Raw genomic sequence first — 17,541 nt, forward strand, 5'->3', positions numbered from 1 at the left:
CCGGAATATCGGGCGCTACGCGCGGCCGCCCGACTTGTCCTTGACCATTCCCGGCGGGGGCGGCACGACGAAGCGCTCAAAACGGAAGCGGTCGAAGCTCTCGATGGAGCGCTCCCACACCTTCGCTTCGTAGGGGTGTTCGTCGTCGATCTGTGTCATCTCGCAATACAGTTCGACGTTGTTGCCGTCCGGGTCCTTGAACACCAGGAAATAGTTAGCACCCGGCCCGTGACGCCCGATACCGCGCACGATCTCGACGTTGTGAGCGCGCAGCACGTCGACCGCCTGCTCCATCTCCTCGACGCTGTCGACGAGATAGGAAAAGTGCTCCATGCCGGGACGGCCGTAGCGTGGCAGATCGTCGATGTCCGGCGAGTCCTTCGGAATCTGCGAAAGCGCCAGATCGTGGTGATCGGAACCGGCGCGCAGGAACACCATCTGGTCGCCAATCCAGTCGGAAACCGTCAGGCCGAGCACTTCGGTATAGAACTTCGCCGACTTCTGGATATCGCGCACGACCAGTACCAGATGGCCGAGTCGCTTCGGGTTGAGCTTGGGTTTGGGGCTTGTCATCTCGACTCCTTGCATTGCAGCTATTCGGGGACCGTCACTCGACGAACTGATTGGTGTAGATATCGGTAGCCTTGAGCGTGGGCGCAAGATTGAAGGCATCGCGCACGAACTTCGCGGTGGACTCCATGCGCGGCACCGGCAACCAGCCCGGCTTATGCCCTTGCGTCTCCCGATCGGTCTCCAGCACCCCGATCTGACGGATCTGTTCGACCATGACCTGCTTGTCGAGCATGGGGTACTGCGAGGCGATTACACCGGCCGATTCCTCCGGATGCTCGCGCATCCACGCATAGCCCCGATACGTCGCCTGCACGAAGCGGCGCACGACGTCGGGCTTTTGCTCGATCATCTTCTCGGTCGTGACGATGCCGTTGCCAACCATGTCCAGCCCGAAGTCGCGATAGCGCAGCGAACCGATCTCGCGGCCCTGCTTGGCGGCAAGTGACTTGAGCACCGGCAGGTTCGCGCCTTCCCAGCACTCAGTCAGGTCCACGCGGCCTTGCAGGAACGACGGATTGATGGTCGACGGATCGAGTCGCAGCAGCTTGACCGACGTTGGCGGCAAACCATTGGCCTTGAGCCAGGCGGGCACGATGTTCTGCAACGGCGACGCCCCGCCGCCGCCCATCGACAGGCCCTTGAGATCGGCGGGTTTCGCGATGGTCCTGCCCGGCTTGGCGAGATAGCAGATAGCGCCCGGCCAGACCGCGTTGATCGATCCGACCATTTTCGTCTTGCCGCCTTGCGCCCGATTGAGCATGACGCTGATCGGATCGCCGTAGCCGAATTCGAACAGGCCCTGATCGACTTCATTGACGGTGCGCTGCCCGCCGTGGCCGACGATGGCCGAGACCTCCAGTCCGGCATCGCGGTAATAGCCCTTGTTGATGGCGACGAGTACGCCGCCGGTACTGCCCTGCGGCAGCCATGAGAGGTTGAACTTCACTTTCTCCTGCGCGGCGACAGGCGTCGCCCACAGGGCACTCGCGCCCACAGCTCCGATCGCCCCGGCACATGCGAGCGCTTTCCACCAGCGCGTTGCCCACTGCCACTGCTGCATTGCTGCCTCCTCCTGACCGCCCCATGAGCGGCCTTTGTTATGTGCGCTGTGCCACGACGCGGTTCTCAATGGCGCCAATGCCCTCGATACCCGCCACCATCACGTCACCCGCCTTGAGATACACGCCACGTCCCATGCCCACGCCGGTCGGCGTGCCCGTGGCGATCAGATCGCCGGGCTTGAGCGTGAGAATGCCGGACAGGTAGGCGATCTGCTCCGCAATGTTGAAGATCATCCCTGCCGTCGTGTCGTCCTGCATCGTTTCGCCGTTCACCGACAGCGTCATGCGCAGGTTCTGGGGATCGCGAATGACGTCGCGCGGCACAAACCACGGCCCCAGAGGAGCGAAGGTATCGAAACTCTTGCCGCGAAACCAGTCGTGCGTGAACGGATAGTCGGTGCGGCGATTCAGGTCGCGCGCACTCACGTCGTTGATGACCGTATAGCCAGCGATCCACTCATGTGCCTGTTCCACCGGAATATGGCGGCCGGGACGGCCAATCACCACCGCCAGCTCCACCTCCCAATCGACCCGCTCGGCATGCGGGGGCAACACCACATCGGTGCCGGTCGCGGTCACGCTCGTTTCGGCTTTCATGAACATGTACGGCGAACTCTCGCTGCGCGGCGCGAGCTTGGTGCCCATTTCGGCCGCGTGTTCGTAGTAGTTCGACGCGGTCGCGAAGATGCGTCCCGGCTGGTATGGCACGCACAGGCGGTAATCGGCGCTTGCCAACGCCCCCACTTTGGCCGGCACACCGGCTTCCAGCGCCTGATGCACTGCGGCGCTCAAGGCTTCGCCATGGACATACCAGTCCGAGAGCAACGCCGTGAGATCTTGCGCCGCGAGCCAACCTTCATCGGCGCCCATGTGGCGCAGCACAGCTTCCATATCGTACAGACGGCCATGTTGCACCAGTGCCGTGCGACGTTGTGCGCCTGCTCCCGGCGCCAGCGATTCATAAGTTGCGATACCAAACCAGGCCACACCTTCCTCCTTGTCTTCCTTCGGGAAACCGACGGCGATCTCACGCATCGGTTGTCTTTTTGATTGCTATGTGAAGATACAATACATAGCATATGTATACATAGCAACTGGTTTGTATTTTATTTTTCAATCCTATCCATCGACACGATTAAGGCCCTCATGAACGACGCTCCGTTGCTTCTCAACCTGATTCCGCTAGAACCGATAGCCCGCGCCCAACTGCTCGCGGCAGGCCTTCGTCTGCACGATGTCGACGCGCGTCATTCACGCCTCGACGACCTCGGCAACGCCGACATAGCCTCTGCCGTGCGGGTCGTACTGACCAACGGCACCACCGGTTTGAGCGCGGTTCAAATGGACGCGCTACCGCAACTCGAACTCGTCTGCGCTTTTGGCGCGGGCTACGAGAACATTGACGTCGCGGCCGCCACGGCACGCGGCATCGCTGTCGCGCACGCACCGAACACCAATGGCGAGACCGTGGCCGATCACGCGCTTGCGCTCATGCTTGCGAGCGCGCGCGGGCTCGTCGTGCTCGACCGCGCCGTGAAGGCTGGCGGCTGGGCCAAGTACCGTGCACCGCGCCCAACGCTGCATGGCGCGCAGCTCGGTATCGTCGGCCTGGGCAACATCGGGCGGGCCATCGCAACACGGGCCGAAGGCTTCGGCATGGCGATCGGCTATCACACGCGCACGGCGCGCAGCGACTGCCGCTGGCGCCATTTCAACGACGTGCTCGCATTGGCCGACGCCAGCGACTTCCTCGTACTCGCCTGCCCCGGCGGCCCGGCGACGCATCATCTCGTGAACGCCGACGTGCTGGCGCGGCTCGGCGCTAACGGCTTCCTCGTCAACGTCGCGCGGGGCAGTGTCGTGGATACGACGGCATTGATCGAGGCGCTGTGCGACGGCGTGATTGCAGGGGCTGCGCTCGACGTCTTCGAACACGAACCGGAAGTGCCGTCGGCGCTGCGCATGCTCGAGAACGTAGTGCTCACGCCGCATGTCTCCGGCCGCTCGCCTGCCGCTCTGCAAGCGCAAATCGATCTGCTGCTCGCCAATATCCGCGCGCATCTGTCGGGCGTGGCCTTGCCCGCTGCCGTCAATACCATCGCCGCCCCCGGTGCCACCGAGCCGCGTAGCGAGCGCTAAAGCGTTTGGAAAAAAAGAAGCGGGCAACCGGGAGACCATCGGAGGTTGCCCGCTTCGAACACTTCACGCTTTGGAGGCCCTGTGAAGTCGTCGGCGGCGACGGCACGACGTGTCGCGCCGCCCTGTCGCAATGCCGCGAGGCTTACCGTGCCGGCCAGGGTTTCGCCGGGGCGCCCATCACCGGCTCACCGAGCAGCGGGCTCGACAGCGCGTAGGCGCCGTTCTCGGTGAAGGCCCACATGATGTTGCGGTCGTACTCGGTGTACATCGCGAACACGCCCTTGCCCAGCGTGTAGACGGGCAGTTCGGTCTCATCGGCCAGCCCCGGCACGAAGTAGCCCGCAATACGCGGCTTGGCCGGGTCCTTCACGTCGAAAATCTGCACACCGGCGTTGTAGAACGAATACGGCACAATGCCCTGACGCCACGTGCCCGGTTGACCGATGGAATTCGAGCGCTTCGGCCCGTAGTTACCGCCACGCTGGCAGAAGCTCGTGAACGGCGCGCCTTCGGGAATTTCGGGCTCGGGGAACTTCGCTGCCACCTTCATCTTCGCGGGGTTGCGCGCGTCGACGACGAAGATGTCTTTATACGGCTCATAGCAGTCGCGGTTCATCGGATAACCGCTGGTGAGCACGTAACCCGTGCGCTCGTACTGGCTCACATCGGCGTTGTCGTACTCGGTCCCCGCGAAACTCGGTGCGGTGTTCACATTGCCCAACACCTTCGGATGCACCGGATCGGACAAGTCGAACGACCACAGGCCCAGACCGCCCATCGCGCCGAAGCCCACTTTGCCGCCCTGCTCCAGCGGCTTGGGCAGGAAGATCGGCATGCGCGAGCCCATCCACGACGTACGGTTGCCCGCGCGCGGGTTCTGCAAATAGGCCTGCTCATGCTCCGCGTTGCCGAGAATCTGCCCCGGTACCGCAATCTGCGAGAGGAATTTCGGATTGGCCGGGTCCGACATGTCCCACACCTGATAGCCTGGCGAGTAGAGATAGTTCGGGTATTCGGTGAGTGCGTAGCTGTCGTCCGGCGCGGCAGAGAGAATCATGTACTTGCCGCCGTAGAACTCCGGCGAATCGAGCGAACCCGAGCCCTGTTGCTGGCCCACCGGGGCGCTCGGGTGCTTGTAGTCGGTCGTGCGCGTGGCGATCAGCTTCCAGTCGGAGGGCAGCGGTCCATCCATCTCGAAGACCTTGAAACCCTTGAGCGCGTTGTAGTTTCGCTGCGCCGCCACCTTGTCGGGTTGCTTCGACTTATCCGTCATGAGCCCATAGCGGCCGATTTCGAACGACGCCACCAGAATCGGCTTGCCCAGCTTCTTGTTCCACACGATGGTGGCGCCACCCAGATAATCCTGCACGTTGTTCGGGTCGAACTTCTCGCTCGATCCTTTCGGCCCCCAGACGCCCCCCTTCGAATACACAACCTTGCCGTTGGCCGGATCGGTCACGTCCATGATGCGCAGGTAGTCACGGTCATGAATGTAGAGATAACGCCGGCCATTGAAGTCTGCGATGTTGTTCCAGGCGTGGAACGGCGAATCGACACCGGGGTAGAACGCCAGCACCTTCACGTTCTTCGTATAGCTCTTCTTGTCCCACGACGTCATCTCGCCGGGGAAGCGCTGACCGGTGTGCACCTCTGGCGTGGCTTTCGGCCAGATGAATTTACCTGTCGCCGGGTCCATGCCGTAGTCGACACCGGGCTTGAGCGGCTTGGGTTCCCGGTCCGGCGTGAGGCGCAGCCAGCCGGCCAAATAAGGGTCCTTGACGTTTGGCGTGCCGGGCGTGCCTGCGGGCTGCGCGTCGGACGGTGCCGCAGCGGGCGCGGCCGGTGCGCTTTCCGGCGCCGACGCGTGAGCCGCGAGCGTCATCGTGAGCGCCGCGAGTACTGCCGTGGCAGTCAACGAAACGCCGAGTGTCTGCTTGCGAAACATGTCTTCCTCCTTCGTCTCAAAAGTTCTCTCGCCAGCGCCTCTCCGACTTCCGGCAGTGCTGGCGACGTAATGTGTGGATTCAGTACGGATTCAGATGGCGCCGATCAGAACGCGTGACGAATGCCAAGCTGCACACCCGAGGGGTTCTGCGTTCCCGTCGGGGTGACCTGGAACGTCACCGGGTAATGCACCGTGGTGTCGTTGCTGTGTTGAACACGGGCATACGTTGCGTACAGGGTGGTGCGCTTGGACAAGCCGTACATGTAGCCGACGACGAAGCCGTTGGCATTCGACAGCGCCTTGTTGTCGTCGTCCTGACGGTGAACGAAGCTGGCGTAGAAGCGGTGGCGGTCGGTCAGTGCGTAGCGCACGCCCGCCTGAACGTCCCACCCGCGCACGTTGAACGCGACATAGGGGGGATAAGCGTAATAGCCGTTGTACGTGTGGTAGATCAGGGTCGGCTCAACATCGCCGAATTTGTAGGTCGCCGCGAAGTAGTTGTCACGCGAGGACCGGATCTGGCTCGACGAGAAGATGTCGCGCGTATATTGCAACTCGCTTACGGCCCCCAGGAAGATGCCGCCATTGCGATATTCGAGGCCGGCAGAGTAGAAGCGCCCGGAGCGGGTGCCGTCGCCCACGCCGGTGGTCGCCATGAAGCGCCCCATCAGCCCGTTCCAGCGCGGCGTGTTGTACTGAATCGAGTTATCGACGCGATACGAGGCGTAGAAGAACTCCATGTTGTTGACCATACTGAAGTCGGCCGCCCAGCTCGGGTCGGCGTACCCTGCGATCCAGTACGATGGCGTGAACTGTCGGCCCAGCGAGAACTCGCCCCACGGTCCTTTCAATCCCACGAACGATTGACGCGCCTGCGTCGACTGCGTGCCGTTATTCGCCGAGAACATCGGCTCATAGGTGAAGAACGCGCGGTTGCCGCCACCCAGTTCTTCGAAACCGCTCAGATTGAAGCGAGAGTTGTTCAGGCCGCCGCTCGACATTCTCGTCACTTTGCCGCCGTTCGCCCCCGATCCCCACAACTGCTCCATGTTCAGGTCCACGAACCCCGAGAGCGTTACGCCCCCGGACGATTGCGCGTAAGCACCGCCTTGCATTGCGCCCAGTAGCAATGCACACACCACTCGCTTCTTCATGCTGTCTCCTGAGATTTCTCGTTTTTTATTTGCGGCGCTCCCGACCGGATGTCTGCCGCTCGCCCGTTGTATGTATACAATCTTTACAATGATTATACATAGCAAAGAAATTGAATTTCTACCGCTATTTGCTTATACAAACGGGCGATTTTTTTATAGCGGGTAACCCCTGATACGCGATGGCCGCCGCCGGTTGGCATGACCGGCGGGGTAAAAAGGCTGACGGACAATCGCGGCGATCGCCGCGACGCGAGATCAAAGTCCTGTGCGATCGGCCTGCAATCCCTCATGGCGCAGCTTCGGAGCGTTGTCCGTGCCGGAACCGTCCTTCGATGCACCGCCCCAGCCGTGGGCCGTCACGTCGAAGATCACACCGTTCGGGTCGAAGAACTTCACTTCGTAAAAGATGTTGCTCTTCACCGGCACTTCGCCCATGTAGTAGCGGCCGCCCGCGGCTTCGATCTTTTCGCGCGTGGCTTGAACGTCCTCGACCCAGATGCCGATGTGATGCAATCCCACGTACTCGCGGCCACGATCCCCCGCCGCTTCGTCGTTCTTGTAGTTGAGCAACGCCAGATTGATGACGCCATCCGAGAGATAGACGCCCCGGGCGAGCGACGAATCCGTTTCCCCCACTTTCTTGAAGTCGAACGCCTGCATGTAGAACTCGGCCGCTTTCCAGGGATCGGGTACGGAAAGCGCAATGTGACGCAGTTTGGCCATGATGAAATGTCTCCTTCGGATTGAGATATCAGCTCGTGCCGGAACCTCCGGCAGAGGCTTTATGTATACTATCTCAGCATATTGCATTCAAAAACGTATTTTTTGAATGCATGCAACAACACCGAAGGCCATTTCCGTCAGATGCATGGCGCCGAATGCACCGTCCAGCCACAAGTCTCTGAAAAAATACCCGTATAATCCCCATGTATACAATCCAATCAAAAGACGCATCCACGGAGCGAGATAGATAAGCATGGCTGAAACCATTGCCGCACGAATCTGCCGGGTGTTGACGGGCGAGATCATCGACGGACGCCTGCCGCCGGGGCAGAAGCTGGAAGAAGTCGCACTGGCCGAGCGCTTCAAGGCCTCGCGCACGCCGATTCGCGAGGCGCTGCGCGAACTCAACGCACGCGGACTCATTGAACTCACGCCGCACAAAGGGGGTGTTGTCGCGAGCATCAGCGTCGACGATCTCTCCGACATGCTTGAAGCCATGTGCGAACTCGACGCCCTGTGTTGTCGCCTGAGTGCCCAACGTATGAGCGCGATGCAGAAGAAGCAGCTCGAGATGATTCACATCCAGAGCAAGCAATGCATGGATGCAGGCGACGAAGCAGGCTATCTTGCGCTGAACCGCGAGTTCCATCAGTTGCTCAGCGCAGGAACGCAAAACAAAACGCTGATGGCGCTCATCGACAGTCATCGCGACCGTCTGGCGCCCTTCCGCGCGGCGCAGTCCGACGTTGAAGAACGCTTCTCCGTATCGTTCGACGAGCATGAGCGCGTTGTCGAGGCCGTGCTGGCGGCCGACGCCGAAGCTGCCTACAACGCCATGCGCAGTCACACGGCGCGCCTGAGTATCCACGTACTCGAACGCCTGCAACACAGCCGCAAGCTCGGCTGACCCTCCCCGGCCGGGTCGCCTTACCTCTTCCCCCCGGCCGACACCTCGAAAACGGTGACGCAGCCCATGCCCGCAACGCGCGCATGGGCTGTTTTGGTTACCGGGCTCCAATTCCCCGATTGGTGACCGCCCGAGCGCGCCCGGCAATCCCTGTCGCCGCGGGGGTTTGCGCGCAGATGTTACTTATCTCGCGCAATCCCCGAGTGGTTGAACATCGTCTGCCCGCTCCCTACGCTCCATCGGTGGAACGCGCTCCGGCGTTTCGCACACGGCCAGCAAGCCGCTGTCTTCGACGCCGTCGTGGCACCAGATCGACGGCAATCAACTCAGTCTTTCGTGGAGAAACACATGTCAGAAATTACCGATGTTCTGGTCAGCATCGACACCAAGACGATTGTCGACCGTTACGGCAAGAACTCCAGCATGGCGAATCCACCGGTCATCGACTTCAAGCATGTCTTCATGATCGTGACGCAAAACAATGTAGTAAGCGGGCAGGCCGGCGGTGAGCTGGATGTTGCAGCCACGGTCGGAGACGTCATCCGGTGGCGCGAGAGTTCGCTCTCCCTGGGCTTCGAGCAATCCTGCATCTTCTACAAGTTCGTCGGCAATCAGGGCAATGAACTGATCTCTCCGCCCTCGCCGCGCGAAGCCGAGGTCACGGTGCCTGTGCCGAACCCGCCGGACCCGACCAAGCCCAAGAAGCAAAAGTGCTCGAACTACTTCTGGTCTTGCGAAACGCTCAAGACCGGTCGCGTGACGTATCACTTCCAATTCATGATTCTCGACCGCAGCGGCAATCTGTGCGGTTGCTACCAGTGGGACCCGTTCATCACCATCCGCAATCACTGATCCACGCCGGGCTGCGATCCGTCTCCTGCGCAACGCTGCAATGCAGGGTGCCGGATCGCAGCAACGGTTCGCAGCGATATTACGACGACCCACGGCAAGGAACGCCCATGTCCGACGCACGAACTGACTGTGCTAGCAACGACTCTCGCGCCATCGCCGATGTTTTGCTTGTGATCGATACGATGACGCTGCTCGATCGGCACCCCGATGCGGCGGACGCCCCCGTCGCCATCGAAGGTGAAGGCTGCTACGGGCTCGCGTCCGGCAAGCAGGCGCTCGAAGGCGTAAGTGCGGCGCCGTGGCCGGTCGACGTTCGCCCCGGCGACGGCCTCCGGTTCCGGTGGACGCCGCTTGCCATGCGCGGCGAGCACGCCGTGCTGCTCCAACTCGCAGTGGACGACGAATCGACACTGGCCGACCTGAAAATGCATGTGCACGAGCACGCCATGCGCTACGCGCCTCAAGCCGCCGCACCGCAGGAGCCCATTGCCCGCGAAGCGCCCGACGCCTTCTGGCAAGCCGATGTTGTGGCAAGCGGCGCGGCTCATCTGAGCGTCGAAGCCATTGTCACGGATCGCGATGCCAATGTACTCGCCCGTTTCCGATGGTCACTGCCGGTAGTTGTGCCATGACATGCACGACATGCACCGGCATCAACCTGCCTCGAACTCCCGAAAAGCGCCGCATGCCGGCGCTTTCTCACATCGGAACCGCCAAGACAAACTCACTGTCGCAAACTATTTGGAAATCGAATGCTATGCATTCTGATATTTAATTTGTCGATGTGTGACCGGTTCGCTATCTTGTTAGTCTTTCCCCGCAGTTTCACCCCCCACGAGACCCCGCGGCGCGGCTGCGCCAACCCGTGAAATGCAGCGCCAGCGAGGCCCCGGGCAGTACAGAGGCCGGTCCATGACTCACCGTGTTTTCGTGGGCGCCGTCGGTGCCGACGGCAGCCCCCTCACCCTCGCCGTCCGCGACGGCCGCTTGACATACGTTGGCGCGCAAACGCCCGACACCGCTGGCGCACAAGTCATCGACTTGCAAGGCAAGCTGGTGCTGCCGGGCTTTGTCGATGGTCACATCCACCTGGACAAGAGTTTCGTCGGCGACCGATGGCGCGCGCACCGTCCCGCGACTACGCTGCGTGAGCGTCTCGCTGCCGAGAAGCAGGAACTCGCCGCCGCCGCGCCAATGGAACAACGTGCCGACGCCCTCATGCGGCAAACCGTGTCGTTTGGCACCGTTGCCATGCGCTGCCACGTCGATATCGACGCCAGCACCGGTCTCACGCACCTGCACGCCGTCATGGCCATGCGCGAGAAGTGGCGCGAGTTGCTGGATATCGAACTCGTCGCCTTCCCGCAGGCGGGGGTGATGACTTGCCCCGGCACGGCCAACGTACTCGAAGCGGCCGTGCGCGAGGGCGTACAGGTGGTGGGCGGTATCGACCCCACAACGCTCGACGGCGACCCTCATGGGCAACTGAACGTGATTTTCGGCATCGCCGAGAAGCATGGCACGAAGATCGACATCCATCTGCACGAGCCCGGCGATATCGGTCTGGCGCAATTGCACCGCATAGCCGCGCGCACCCAGGCCGCCGGTTTGCAGGGCCGTGTCTCGGTGAGCCACGCCTACGGTCTGGGCGACATCGGGCTTGCAGAACTCGACACCGTCGCACGCGCGTTGGCCGACGCCGGTGTGTCCATCATGACCAACGCGCCCGGCGATCGCGCGTTCCCGCCTATTCTTCGCTTGCGCGAGGCAGGGGTGCGGGTCTTCACGGGCAACGACAATATTCAGGACAGTTGGTGGCCGTATGGCAACGGCGACATGCTGCAACGTGCAATGCTCATCGGCTATCGCTCCGGCTTCTATACCGACGACGACCTGCGCGTCGCGCTGGACATGGCCACCGACGCCGCCGCTGCCGTGATCGGCAAGGCGGACTACGGCCTGCGCGCCGGCAACGAAGCAAGCTTCGTTGTGTTCGATGCGCCGAACGCCGCCGCAGCGGTGGCCGCCGCACCCGCTGCGCGCGCCGTCATTCGTCACGGACGTTACTGGGGCGGCCCGGCGCAACTTGCGCTGGACCCCGCCCTGCTTCAGGACACAGCAGGGTCCGCCCCGACCTGACTGTCATGCGCGATGCCGCCGCCTGTGCAAGGCGACGGCATCGCTCGCGTTTGTCGCGCCAAGGCGAAACTGTCTGTGCGTGCCCCCAGGTACAGGCGGTAGCCAAAGCGCCCGGCGGCAAACGATGGGGAGAAAAACCAGAATGACTCAGGAGCAATCAGTTATGTCGAAGACCACGTATTACGCGCCGCATGGCGGGCATCCGGGCCAAACGGAACTGCTCACCGACCGCGCGATGTTCACCGAAGCCTACGCTGTCATTCCGAAGGGGGTGATGCGCGACATCGTCACGAGCCATCTCCCGTTCTGGGACAACACGCGCCTGTGGGTGCTCGCGCGTCCGCTTTCCGGCTTCGCCGAAACGTTTGCGCAGTACATCATGGAAGTCGGTGCCGGTGGCGGCAGCGACAAGCCGGAGCAGGACGAGAAGGCGGAAGGCGTGCTGTTCGTCGTCGAAGGCGAAATCACGGTGACGATCCAGGGGAAAGCCAACAAGCTCACGCCGGGCGGCTACGCCTTCATTCCGCCAGCGACCGACTGGCAACTGCGCAATCAGAGCCAGAGCACCGCGCGCTTCCACTGGATTCGCAAGCATTACCAGGCCGTAGAGGGTCTGCCGTATCCCGAGCCGTTCGTGAAGAACGAGCAGGACGTCGAGCCGATCGCGATGCCCGGCACCGAGGGCCGCTGGGTGACCACGCGCTTTGTCGACATTCAGGACATGCGCCACGACATGCATGTGAATATCGTGACATTCCAGCCCGGCGGCGTGATTCCGTTTGCGGAAACGCATGTGATGGAACACGGCCTGTACGTGCTCGAAGGCAAGGCCGTCTATCGCCTGAATCAGGACTGGGTAGAAGTCGAAGCCGGTGACTTCATGTGGCTGCGCGCTTTCTGCCCGCAAGCCTGCTACGCTGGCGGCCCCGGCCCCTTCCGCTACCTGCTGTACAAAGACGTCAACCGTCACATGAACCTGACGCTGGGCGCACAACCGAAGTAATCTCGGTCGGCGCTGTCATCTCTTAATCGCGCGTGTCGATGACTTCGATGCGCGCGGTTTCGATTCCAGCATTGTCACCAGCACCTTGGCGAGCGCGCTCACCATCGGGTCGGCTGTCGGCCGGTGAAAGATCGCCAGTTCGAATGTGTCGATGACCGGCAGCCCTTGCGCACGCCCCAACACCACGTGCCCCGGCAGCACCGCGCGGGGCGGCACCAGACTGATACCCATCCCGTCGGCCACCGCGCCCTGAATACCGCTCAGACTCGAGCTGGTGAAGCTGATGCGCCAGTTGCGCCCCATCGCCTCGAGCGCGTTAATCATGTCGTCGCGATACAGCCCGCGCGTGGGAAAGGTCACGAGCGGCACCGGATCGCGCCCAAACGACGGGTGCTTCGCACTATCGATCCATGCGAGCTTTTCGGGGCGACTCGCCACCGATTCACGACTGTTGCGATGTTGCTTGACCAGCACGAGATCGAGTTCGCCATGATCGTAGCTGCCGAGCAAATCGCGGCTCAGGCCGCTCGTCACTTCGAGTTTGACCTGCGGATACTGCCGGTTGAAACGTGCGAGCACCTGCGTGGTAGTCCCTGTGGCGAAGTCCTCCGGCACACCGAGGCGTACCGTCACGGCCACGACCGCGCCCGAAAGCGCCTCGAACATCTGGTCGTTGAGCGCAAGCATTTGCCGCGCGTAGCCGAGCAGCATTTCGCCAGCATCGGTGGCGTGCACTTCGCGATTGCCACGGTCGAGCAACTGGTGTCCGACCATGTCTTCGAGGCGCCTCACCTTCTGGCTCACGGTGGACTGCGTGGAATGCAAGCGCGCCGCCGCCGTCGTGAAGCCGCCGCAGTCGGCGACCATGATGATCGAGCGCAACAGATCCAGATCGAAGAGCGGTCGATTCGATTTTGCACTGCCAGCCATGTGAAGTATTTACATTGTCGATGGATGGCTGCACTTGTATCACGTGCGACGAACCCCCGGCAACTGGGGTTTCCGGCGTTGCCGGGGACGCGTCTCGCGCGACACCAAAATCATCGTCACCTGCTCGACTGCCACCGCTCAAAGTCCCAGCGCCCGGCCGTCGCTGCGAGGATCGTGCGCGCCGCTCATCTGCCCCTGCGGGCCAATGCGAATCGCGCCGGGATGTCCCGCCAACTGGCTTTGCGGCGGCAACGCACTCATTTCGTGTCCCCGCGCGCTCAATGCTGCGAACACACCCGCACCGGCGTCCTGTTCGAGCTTGAGACTGTCGCGGCTGTCGGAGAATGTCTTGCCCAGCAAGAACCGCGGGCGGCCCAGGGCCGTCAGCGGGTCCATGCCGTAGTCGATCAGACGGGTCAGAACGGCGGCCAATGTCTGCGGCTGCCCATCGGCGCCCTGCGTGCCGTAAAGCAGTTGCGGACGCCCCTGCTTCAGATACATCCCCGGATTGAGCGTGTGGAACGGCCGCTTGCCGCCACGCAATACGTTCGGGCTGTTGGCATTGAGACTGAACGCCGCGCCCCGGTTGTGCCACAACACGCCCGTGTCGCTCAGCACCACACCGCTGCCCCAGTCGAAGTAGACCGTCTGCAACATGCTCACACAGTTGCCCTGCGCGTCAGCGGCGCCGATGTACACGGTGTCGCCCGGTTTGAACACATGCGGCCACGGCATGGCGCGATCCATGCGAATGCTGTGAGCGTGCGCGTCGAGATTCGCGCTCGCCAGAAGACGATCCACCGGCACATCGACAAAATCGGGATCGGCCACATAGCGATTGCGATCGATGAACGCCAGCTTCACCGCTTCGACCAGCACGTGATAGTAGTCGGCGCTGCCCTCAGGCATTGACTTGAGATCGAAGCGATCGAGAATGCCCATGATCTCGAGTGTCGTCACCCCTTGCGTGGGCGGGCGCAGTCCGAGCAGTTCGCCGTCGCGATAGGCCACGCGCAATGGCACCTCCTCTCGCGCCTGCGCCCGGGACAGATCGCTGGCACGCAGCGGCGAACCGACCTGTTTGAGGCCGGCGGCAATGCGCCCTGCCAGATCGCCTTCGTAGAACTCGCGCCCGCCATAAGTCGCGATGCGATCGAGACTCCGGGCGAGCGCCGGCTGGTAGAAGCGCTCACCGGCCTGTGGAATGCGCCCGTTCGGCATGAATACCGAGGCGAAGCCTTCCCAACCCGCCAGTTCACCTGTGCGAAACGTCTGCCAGAAGTGTTGTGACGGCGTCACCGGGAAGCCGTTCGCGGCATATTCGGTCGCCCGCGAAAACAACGACGACCACGCCTGCTGACCGCCCCACTGCGTGCGACTGATATCGAAAGCCTTGTCCCAGATGGCGACCGTTGCCGCCGTGGTCAGTGTTGCGCCGGGGCCCCGCACCGGGATGGCGTTGCCGTAGTCCGGCACTTGTGCCGCCGCCTGCCCGATGCCGGAGAGCGTGCGTACCTTGCCGTCCCGGTCGCTGATGACCATGAAGGCGTCGCCCCCCAGACCGGTGAAATGCGGATAGGTCACGCTCAACACCGCGCCGATGGCAATCGCCGCTTCGATGGCGTTTCCTCCATTGCGCAGCACCTCCAGCCCAGCCTCGCTCGCCAACTCGTGCGGGCTGGTCACCATGCCGCGGCTCGACTGTGCGAGACGCGGGCCGTCGTTCGTGGGGGTGCCGGGTTTGGTCCTGGCCACCGGCGCCGCCGGCGCCATCACTTCTGCCGCCGACGCAGGTAGTACGGCGCTGCCGGCCAAGGCGGCCGTGCCCATCAGAAAATTGCGCCGCGCAGTGCTGCTTGCGGCGTCGTCGGTGGCGACCGGTGGTGTCGTCTTCAGCCCATCGGCCGCTTCTTGTGTGAACGTCATGCCGTCTCCCCTCGGGATGTCATCAGTGGTCGAAGCGCGCCCGACACTGACAAACGCTTCGTCGTTACCTCGTCAAATCGTTGTGCCGGAAACCGGTTGCATCGTTCGCCGCCGCCACGTTGTGCCAGTGCGAGGCGGCGGTCCGGCGTCAGACTTCTGCCTTCCAGCCCTTCCAGTGGCGTTGATGCGTGACCTCGGGTGCCGAATAGCGCTCCTTCACCCACGCGTAGACCGGACCGAGCGCGTTCATCGCCACCGCCGCGCCCAAGGCAGCGAGAGGGTCTTGTGCCACCGGGCCGAAGCCGCCGAACAACGTGGCGAAGTACGTTGCGAAACCGAAAAACATGCCCGGAATGAAGTTCAGCCCTGGGAAGACGCGAGCGAGCGCCATCATCGTGCCGTTGCCGGCGAAGAGAATCACCATCTCGGCGAGCACGAGCCCATTCCCGCTGAACTGCGTTGCCGCCTGCTTGAATCCGAGCACGATAAGGAACGCGAAGCACGACCCCACGGGCAGCGTTGCCCAGATGCGTTTGAGGTTCACCAGCGTTGGCCCGCCCATTGCGAAGGTGGCAGCCCAACTGATGAAGATCGCCCATGGCGGCAAATGCAGCGGCAGCATCGCGATCGGAATCGTGGTAACGGCCAGTAGTGAGGCAACGACTTCCGCAGGCAGCTTTTTCATGATTGTCTCCTTGAGTTTTATGAGAACTTCATTGCGCACAACAACATGAATGCCGGTGGATCTCGCAGTGATGCTGCGTCACGACCGTGATCCGGCCGCGTTTGATCACCCACAGGCGTGGCGGGATGTCGAGCAGCGCATCGGCCACTTTGAACGTATCGAGAATAATGAGATCGGCCTGCTTGCCCACGGCGATGCCGTAGTCGTGCGAGAGTCCGATAGCGCGCGCGGCGTTGTGCGTGCCCATGTCGAGAATCGCCTGCTGATGCTCGGGCACACCGAACTGCGCCACGTGCGCCAGAAGATTGCCGATCTGCAACATGTCCGCCTTGCCGAACGGCGTGAAGGCGTTGCGCACGTTATTGGACGAGTACGCAACATTCACCCCCGCGTTGTGCAGCGCCTTGACGGGGGTGAGGCCGCGACGCTGGTTTTGCGTGTCCTTTCGTCCGCCGAGATAGAGGTCGGTGGCAGGCAGCGTGACGATACTGATGCCTGCCAGCCGGATCTGCTCGATCACCGGTGCGAGCTGGTCGTTATCGAGCGCACCGAGACTCGTCACGTGCCCCAGCGAGACACGTCCCTGATAGCCGGTGTCGATCGTGCGCTGCGCGATGTAGGAGATGGCTGCGAAGCGTTGGTCGCTGGTGTCGTCGGCGAAGTCGGCGTGCATGTCGATGGGCGCGTCGAAGCGCTGCGCCAACTCGAACACGATGTCGATATGCCGCTTGGTGTCTTCCCAGTTCAGTTCGTTGTATGGGCATCCGCCGACCACGTCTGCGCCCATGCGCAGCGCGTCGATCATCAACTCGTACGTGCCTTTCGACTTGAGAATGCCTTCCTGCGGAAACGCCACGATCTGCAGATCGAGCAGGTTCTGGTATTCGTCCTTGAGCGAGAGCAGCGTCTCGACACCGATCAGTCCCTGAATCAGATCGACATCGGGATGGGCGCGAATAGCGACCGTGCCGTTTCTGATCGCCATATCGAGCACCTGACGCGAGCGATCGAGTACGTCCTCACGCTCTTGCTTGCTCTTGAGAATGCCGGTGACACGAATCGCTTCGTCGAGCGTGCCGAAACGTGCAGGCAAGCGGCGATGCAATAACGCCTTGTCCAGGTGCAAATGCGCTTCGACAAGTCCGGGAATCGCCGCCCGCCCTTGCGCGTCGATCTGCTCGTCTGCGCTGGCATCGATGCCGGGCTCCATCGCCGCGATACGTCCACCTTTGATGGCGATATCCACAAGCGGCGCATCGTCGCGGACACATACGTTATTGATCAGCAGGTCCACATGCATGGTGCGGTCTCCTCACGTCACAGAGTTGGGTTGAAGTGCTGGCAAGCGCCGGCCGGGTAGCGATAAACTCGTGCCCCGTCTTCAGGGCCTGAGAGCAAGATTAGGGGCGCGCCCGCGAATGGGGCATCGGGATTTGCTGGTTTTCGTCTAAGAATTTCCCTAGACGCGGTGCAGCAATCAAAACGGGAGGAAAAGCGGCGGCCG

At 62.3% G+C, this 17,541-nt stretch carries 16 protein-coding genes; 6 read left to right on the forward strand and 10 right to left on the reverse strand.

The features are described from left to right. Positions 1-15 precede the first annotated feature (15 nt). From AT395_RS13750 to AT395_RS13760, 3 genes are read right to left on the reverse strand one after another with little or no spacing between them, the layout of a single operon-like run. Positions 16-573: a VOC family protein gene (locus AT395_RS13750; RefSeq protein ID WP_042116020.1), complete on the reverse strand. Its 558-nt coding sequence runs from the start codon at positions 571-573 to the stop codon at positions 16-18. A 34-nt stretch (positions 574-607) separates the two neighbouring features. Then, positions 608-1,633 (reverse strand): ABC transporter substrate-binding protein, encoded by a 1,026-nt coding sequence (locus AT395_RS13755; protein ID WP_042116022.1) that lies wholly within the window; start codon positions 1,631-1,633, stop codon positions 608-610. A gap of 37 nt (positions 1,634-1,670) precedes the next feature. Beyond that, positions 1,671-2,669, reverse strand: coding sequence for a fumarylacetoacetate hydrolase family protein (locus AT395_RS13760; RefSeq protein WP_224787583.1), 999 nt, complete (start codon positions 2,667-2,669; stop codon positions 1,671-1,673). A 111-nt stretch (positions 2,670-2,780) separates the two neighbouring features. Between AT395_RS13760 and AT395_RS13765 the strand changes: the two genes are divergently transcribed. Then, positions 2,781-3,773 (forward strand): 2-hydroxyacid dehydrogenase, encoded by a 993-nt coding sequence (locus AT395_RS13765; RefSeq protein ID WP_048629510.1) that lies wholly within the window; start codon positions 2,781-2,783, stop codon positions 3,771-3,773. Positions 3,774-3,915: 142 nt separating this feature from the next. Here the strand turns inward: AT395_RS13765 and AT395_RS13770 are convergent, their stop codons facing one another. From AT395_RS13770 to AT395_RS13780, 3 genes are all read right to left on the reverse strand, one after another. After that, entirely contained in the window at positions 3,916-5,718 is a 1,803-nt protein-coding gene (locus AT395_RS13770) for an LVIVD repeat-containing protein (RefSeq protein WP_048629511.1), read from the reverse strand. 104 nt (positions 5,719-5,822) lie between these two features. Beyond that, positions 5,823-6,872, reverse strand: coding sequence for a porin (locus AT395_RS13775; RefSeq protein ID WP_042116025.1), 1,050 nt, complete (start codon positions 6,870-6,872; stop codon positions 5,823-5,825). A 255-nt stretch (positions 6,873-7,127) separates the two neighbouring features. Then, positions 7,128-7,595 carry a VOC family protein gene (locus AT395_RS13780; protein WP_224785718.1) on the reverse strand — a complete coding sequence of 156 codons (468 nt, stop codon included), beginning with the start codon at positions 7,593-7,595 and terminating at the stop codon, positions 7,128-7,130. A gap of 253 nt (positions 7,596-7,848) precedes the next feature. Here AT395_RS13780 and AT395_RS13785 point away from each other — a divergent pair, with 253 nt between their 5' ends. From AT395_RS13785 to AT395_RS13805, 5 genes are all read left to right on the forward strand, one after another. Then, positions 7,849-8,502 (forward strand): GntR family transcriptional regulator, encoded by a 654-nt coding sequence (locus AT395_RS13785; protein WP_042116026.1) that lies wholly within the window; start codon positions 7,849-7,851, stop codon positions 8,500-8,502. 348 nt (positions 8,503-8,850) lie between these two features. Then, positions 8,851-9,354 (forward strand): inclusion body family protein, encoded by a 504-nt coding sequence (locus AT395_RS13790; protein ID WP_042116027.1) that lies wholly within the window; start codon positions 8,851-8,853, stop codon positions 9,352-9,354. Between the two features lie 107 nt (positions 9,355-9,461). Continuing rightward, positions 9,462-9,986: an AidA/PixA family protein gene (locus AT395_RS13795; RefSeq protein ID WP_042116028.1), complete on the forward strand. Its 525-nt coding sequence runs from the start codon at positions 9,462-9,464 to the stop codon at positions 9,984-9,986. A gap of 280 nt (positions 9,987-10,266) precedes the next feature. Next, positions 10,267-11,493 (forward strand): amidohydrolase family protein, encoded by a 1,227-nt coding sequence (locus AT395_RS13800; protein ID WP_042116029.1) that lies wholly within the window; start codon positions 10,267-10,269, stop codon positions 11,491-11,493. Positions 11,494-11,656: 163 nt separating this feature from the next. Further along, on the forward strand, positions 11,657-12,496 hold the full coding sequence (locus AT395_RS13805; RefSeq protein ID WP_042116030.1) for a bifunctional allantoicase/(S)-ureidoglycine aminohydrolase: 840 nt from the start codon (positions 11,657-11,659) through the stop codon (positions 12,494-12,496). A 15-nt stretch (positions 12,497-12,511) separates the two neighbouring features. On the opposite strand, the gene AT395_RS13810 is transcribed toward AT395_RS13805, so the two are convergent. The 4 genes from AT395_RS13810 to AT395_RS13825 all read right to left on the reverse strand — a co-directional run bounded on the left by AT395_RS13810 (position 12,512) and on the right by AT395_RS13825 (position 17,337). Further along, positions 12,512-13,426, reverse strand: coding sequence for a LysR substrate-binding domain-containing protein (locus AT395_RS13810; RefSeq protein WP_048629512.1), 915 nt, complete (start codon positions 13,424-13,426; stop codon positions 12,512-12,514). Positions 13,427-13,564: 138 nt separating this feature from the next. Further along, positions 13,565-15,115, reverse strand: a complete 1,551-nt coding sequence (locus AT395_RS13815; protein ID WP_376738374.1) for a gamma-glutamyltransferase family protein — start codon at positions 15,113-15,115, stop codon at positions 13,565-13,567. A 385-nt stretch (positions 15,116-15,500) separates the two neighbouring features. Then, positions 15,501-16,037 carry a DUF1097 domain-containing protein gene (locus AT395_RS13820; RefSeq protein WP_042116032.1) on the reverse strand — a complete coding sequence of 179 codons (537 nt, stop codon included), beginning with the start codon at positions 16,035-16,037 and terminating at the stop codon, positions 15,501-15,503. Positions 16,038-16,065: 28 nt separating this feature from the next. Next, positions 16,066-17,337: an amidohydrolase family protein gene (locus AT395_RS13825; RefSeq protein WP_082164843.1), complete on the reverse strand. Its 1,272-nt coding sequence runs from the start codon at positions 17,335-17,337 to the stop codon at positions 16,066-16,068. Between the last annotated feature and the right edge of the window lie 204 nt (positions 17,338-17,541).

The sequence above is a fragment of the Pandoraea apista genome, assembly GCF_001465595.2.
GTDB lineage: Bacteria > Pseudomonadota > Gammaproteobacteria > Burkholderiales > Burkholderiaceae > Pandoraea > Pandoraea apista.

Excerpts from the sequence above, each read along its gene's own strand:
- AT395_RS13750 (WP_042116020.1), bottom strand. The coding sequence starts at position 573 with ATGACAAGCCCCAAACCCAAGCTCAACCCGAAGCGACTCGGCCATCTG.
- AT395_RS13755 (WP_042116022.1), bottom strand. The coding sequence starts at position 1,633 with ATGCAGCAGTGGCAGTGGGCAACGCGCTGGTGGAAAGCGCTCGCATGT.
- AT395_RS13760 (WP_224787583.1), bottom strand. The coding sequence starts at position 2,669 with ATGCGTGAGATCGCCGTCGGTTTCCCGAAGGAAGACAAGGAGGAAGGT.
- AT395_RS13765 (WP_048629510.1), top strand. The coding sequence starts at position 2,781 with ATGAACGACGCTCCGTTGCTTCTCAACCTGATTCCGCTAGAACCGATA.
- AT395_RS13770 (WP_048629511.1), bottom strand. The coding sequence starts at position 5,718 with ATGTTTCGCAAGCAGACACTCGGCGTTTCGTTGACTGCCACGGCAGTA.
- AT395_RS13775 (WP_042116025.1), bottom strand. The coding sequence starts at position 6,872 with ATGAAGAAGCGAGTGGTGTGTGCATTGCTACTGGGCGCAATGCAAGGC.
- AT395_RS13780 (WP_224785718.1), bottom strand. The coding sequence starts at position 7,595 with ATGGCCAAACTGCGTCACATTGCGCTTTCCGTACCCGATCCCTGGAAA.
- AT395_RS13785 (WP_042116026.1), top strand. The coding sequence starts at position 7,849 with ATGGCTGAAACCATTGCCGCACGAATCTGCCGGGTGTTGACGGGCGAG.
- AT395_RS13790 (WP_042116027.1), top strand. The coding sequence starts at position 8,851 with ATGTCAGAAATTACCGATGTTCTGGTCAGCATCGACACCAAGACGATT.
- AT395_RS13795 (WP_042116028.1), top strand. The coding sequence starts at position 9,462 with ATGTCCGACGCACGAACTGACTGTGCTAGCAACGACTCTCGCGCCATC.
- AT395_RS13800 (WP_042116029.1), top strand. The coding sequence starts at position 10,267 with ATGACTCACCGTGTTTTCGTGGGCGCCGTCGGTGCCGACGGCAGCCCC.
- AT395_RS13805 (WP_042116030.1), top strand. The coding sequence starts at position 11,657 with ATGTCGAAGACCACGTATTACGCGCCGCATGGCGGGCATCCGGGCCAA.
- AT395_RS13810 (WP_048629512.1), bottom strand. The coding sequence starts at position 13,426 with ATGGCTGGCAGTGCAAAATCGAATCGACCGCTCTTCGATCTGGATCTG.
- AT395_RS13815 (WP_376738374.1), bottom strand. The coding sequence starts at position 15,115 with ATGGTGACCAGCCCGCACGAGTTGGCGAGCGAGGCTGGGCTGGAGGTG.
- AT395_RS13820 (WP_042116032.1), bottom strand. The coding sequence starts at position 16,037 with ATGAAAAAGCTGCCTGCGGAAGTCGTTGCCTCACTACTGGCCGTTACC.
- AT395_RS13825 (WP_082164843.1), bottom strand. The coding sequence starts at position 17,337 with ATGCATGTGGACCTGCTGATCAATAACGTATGTGTCCGCGACGATGCG.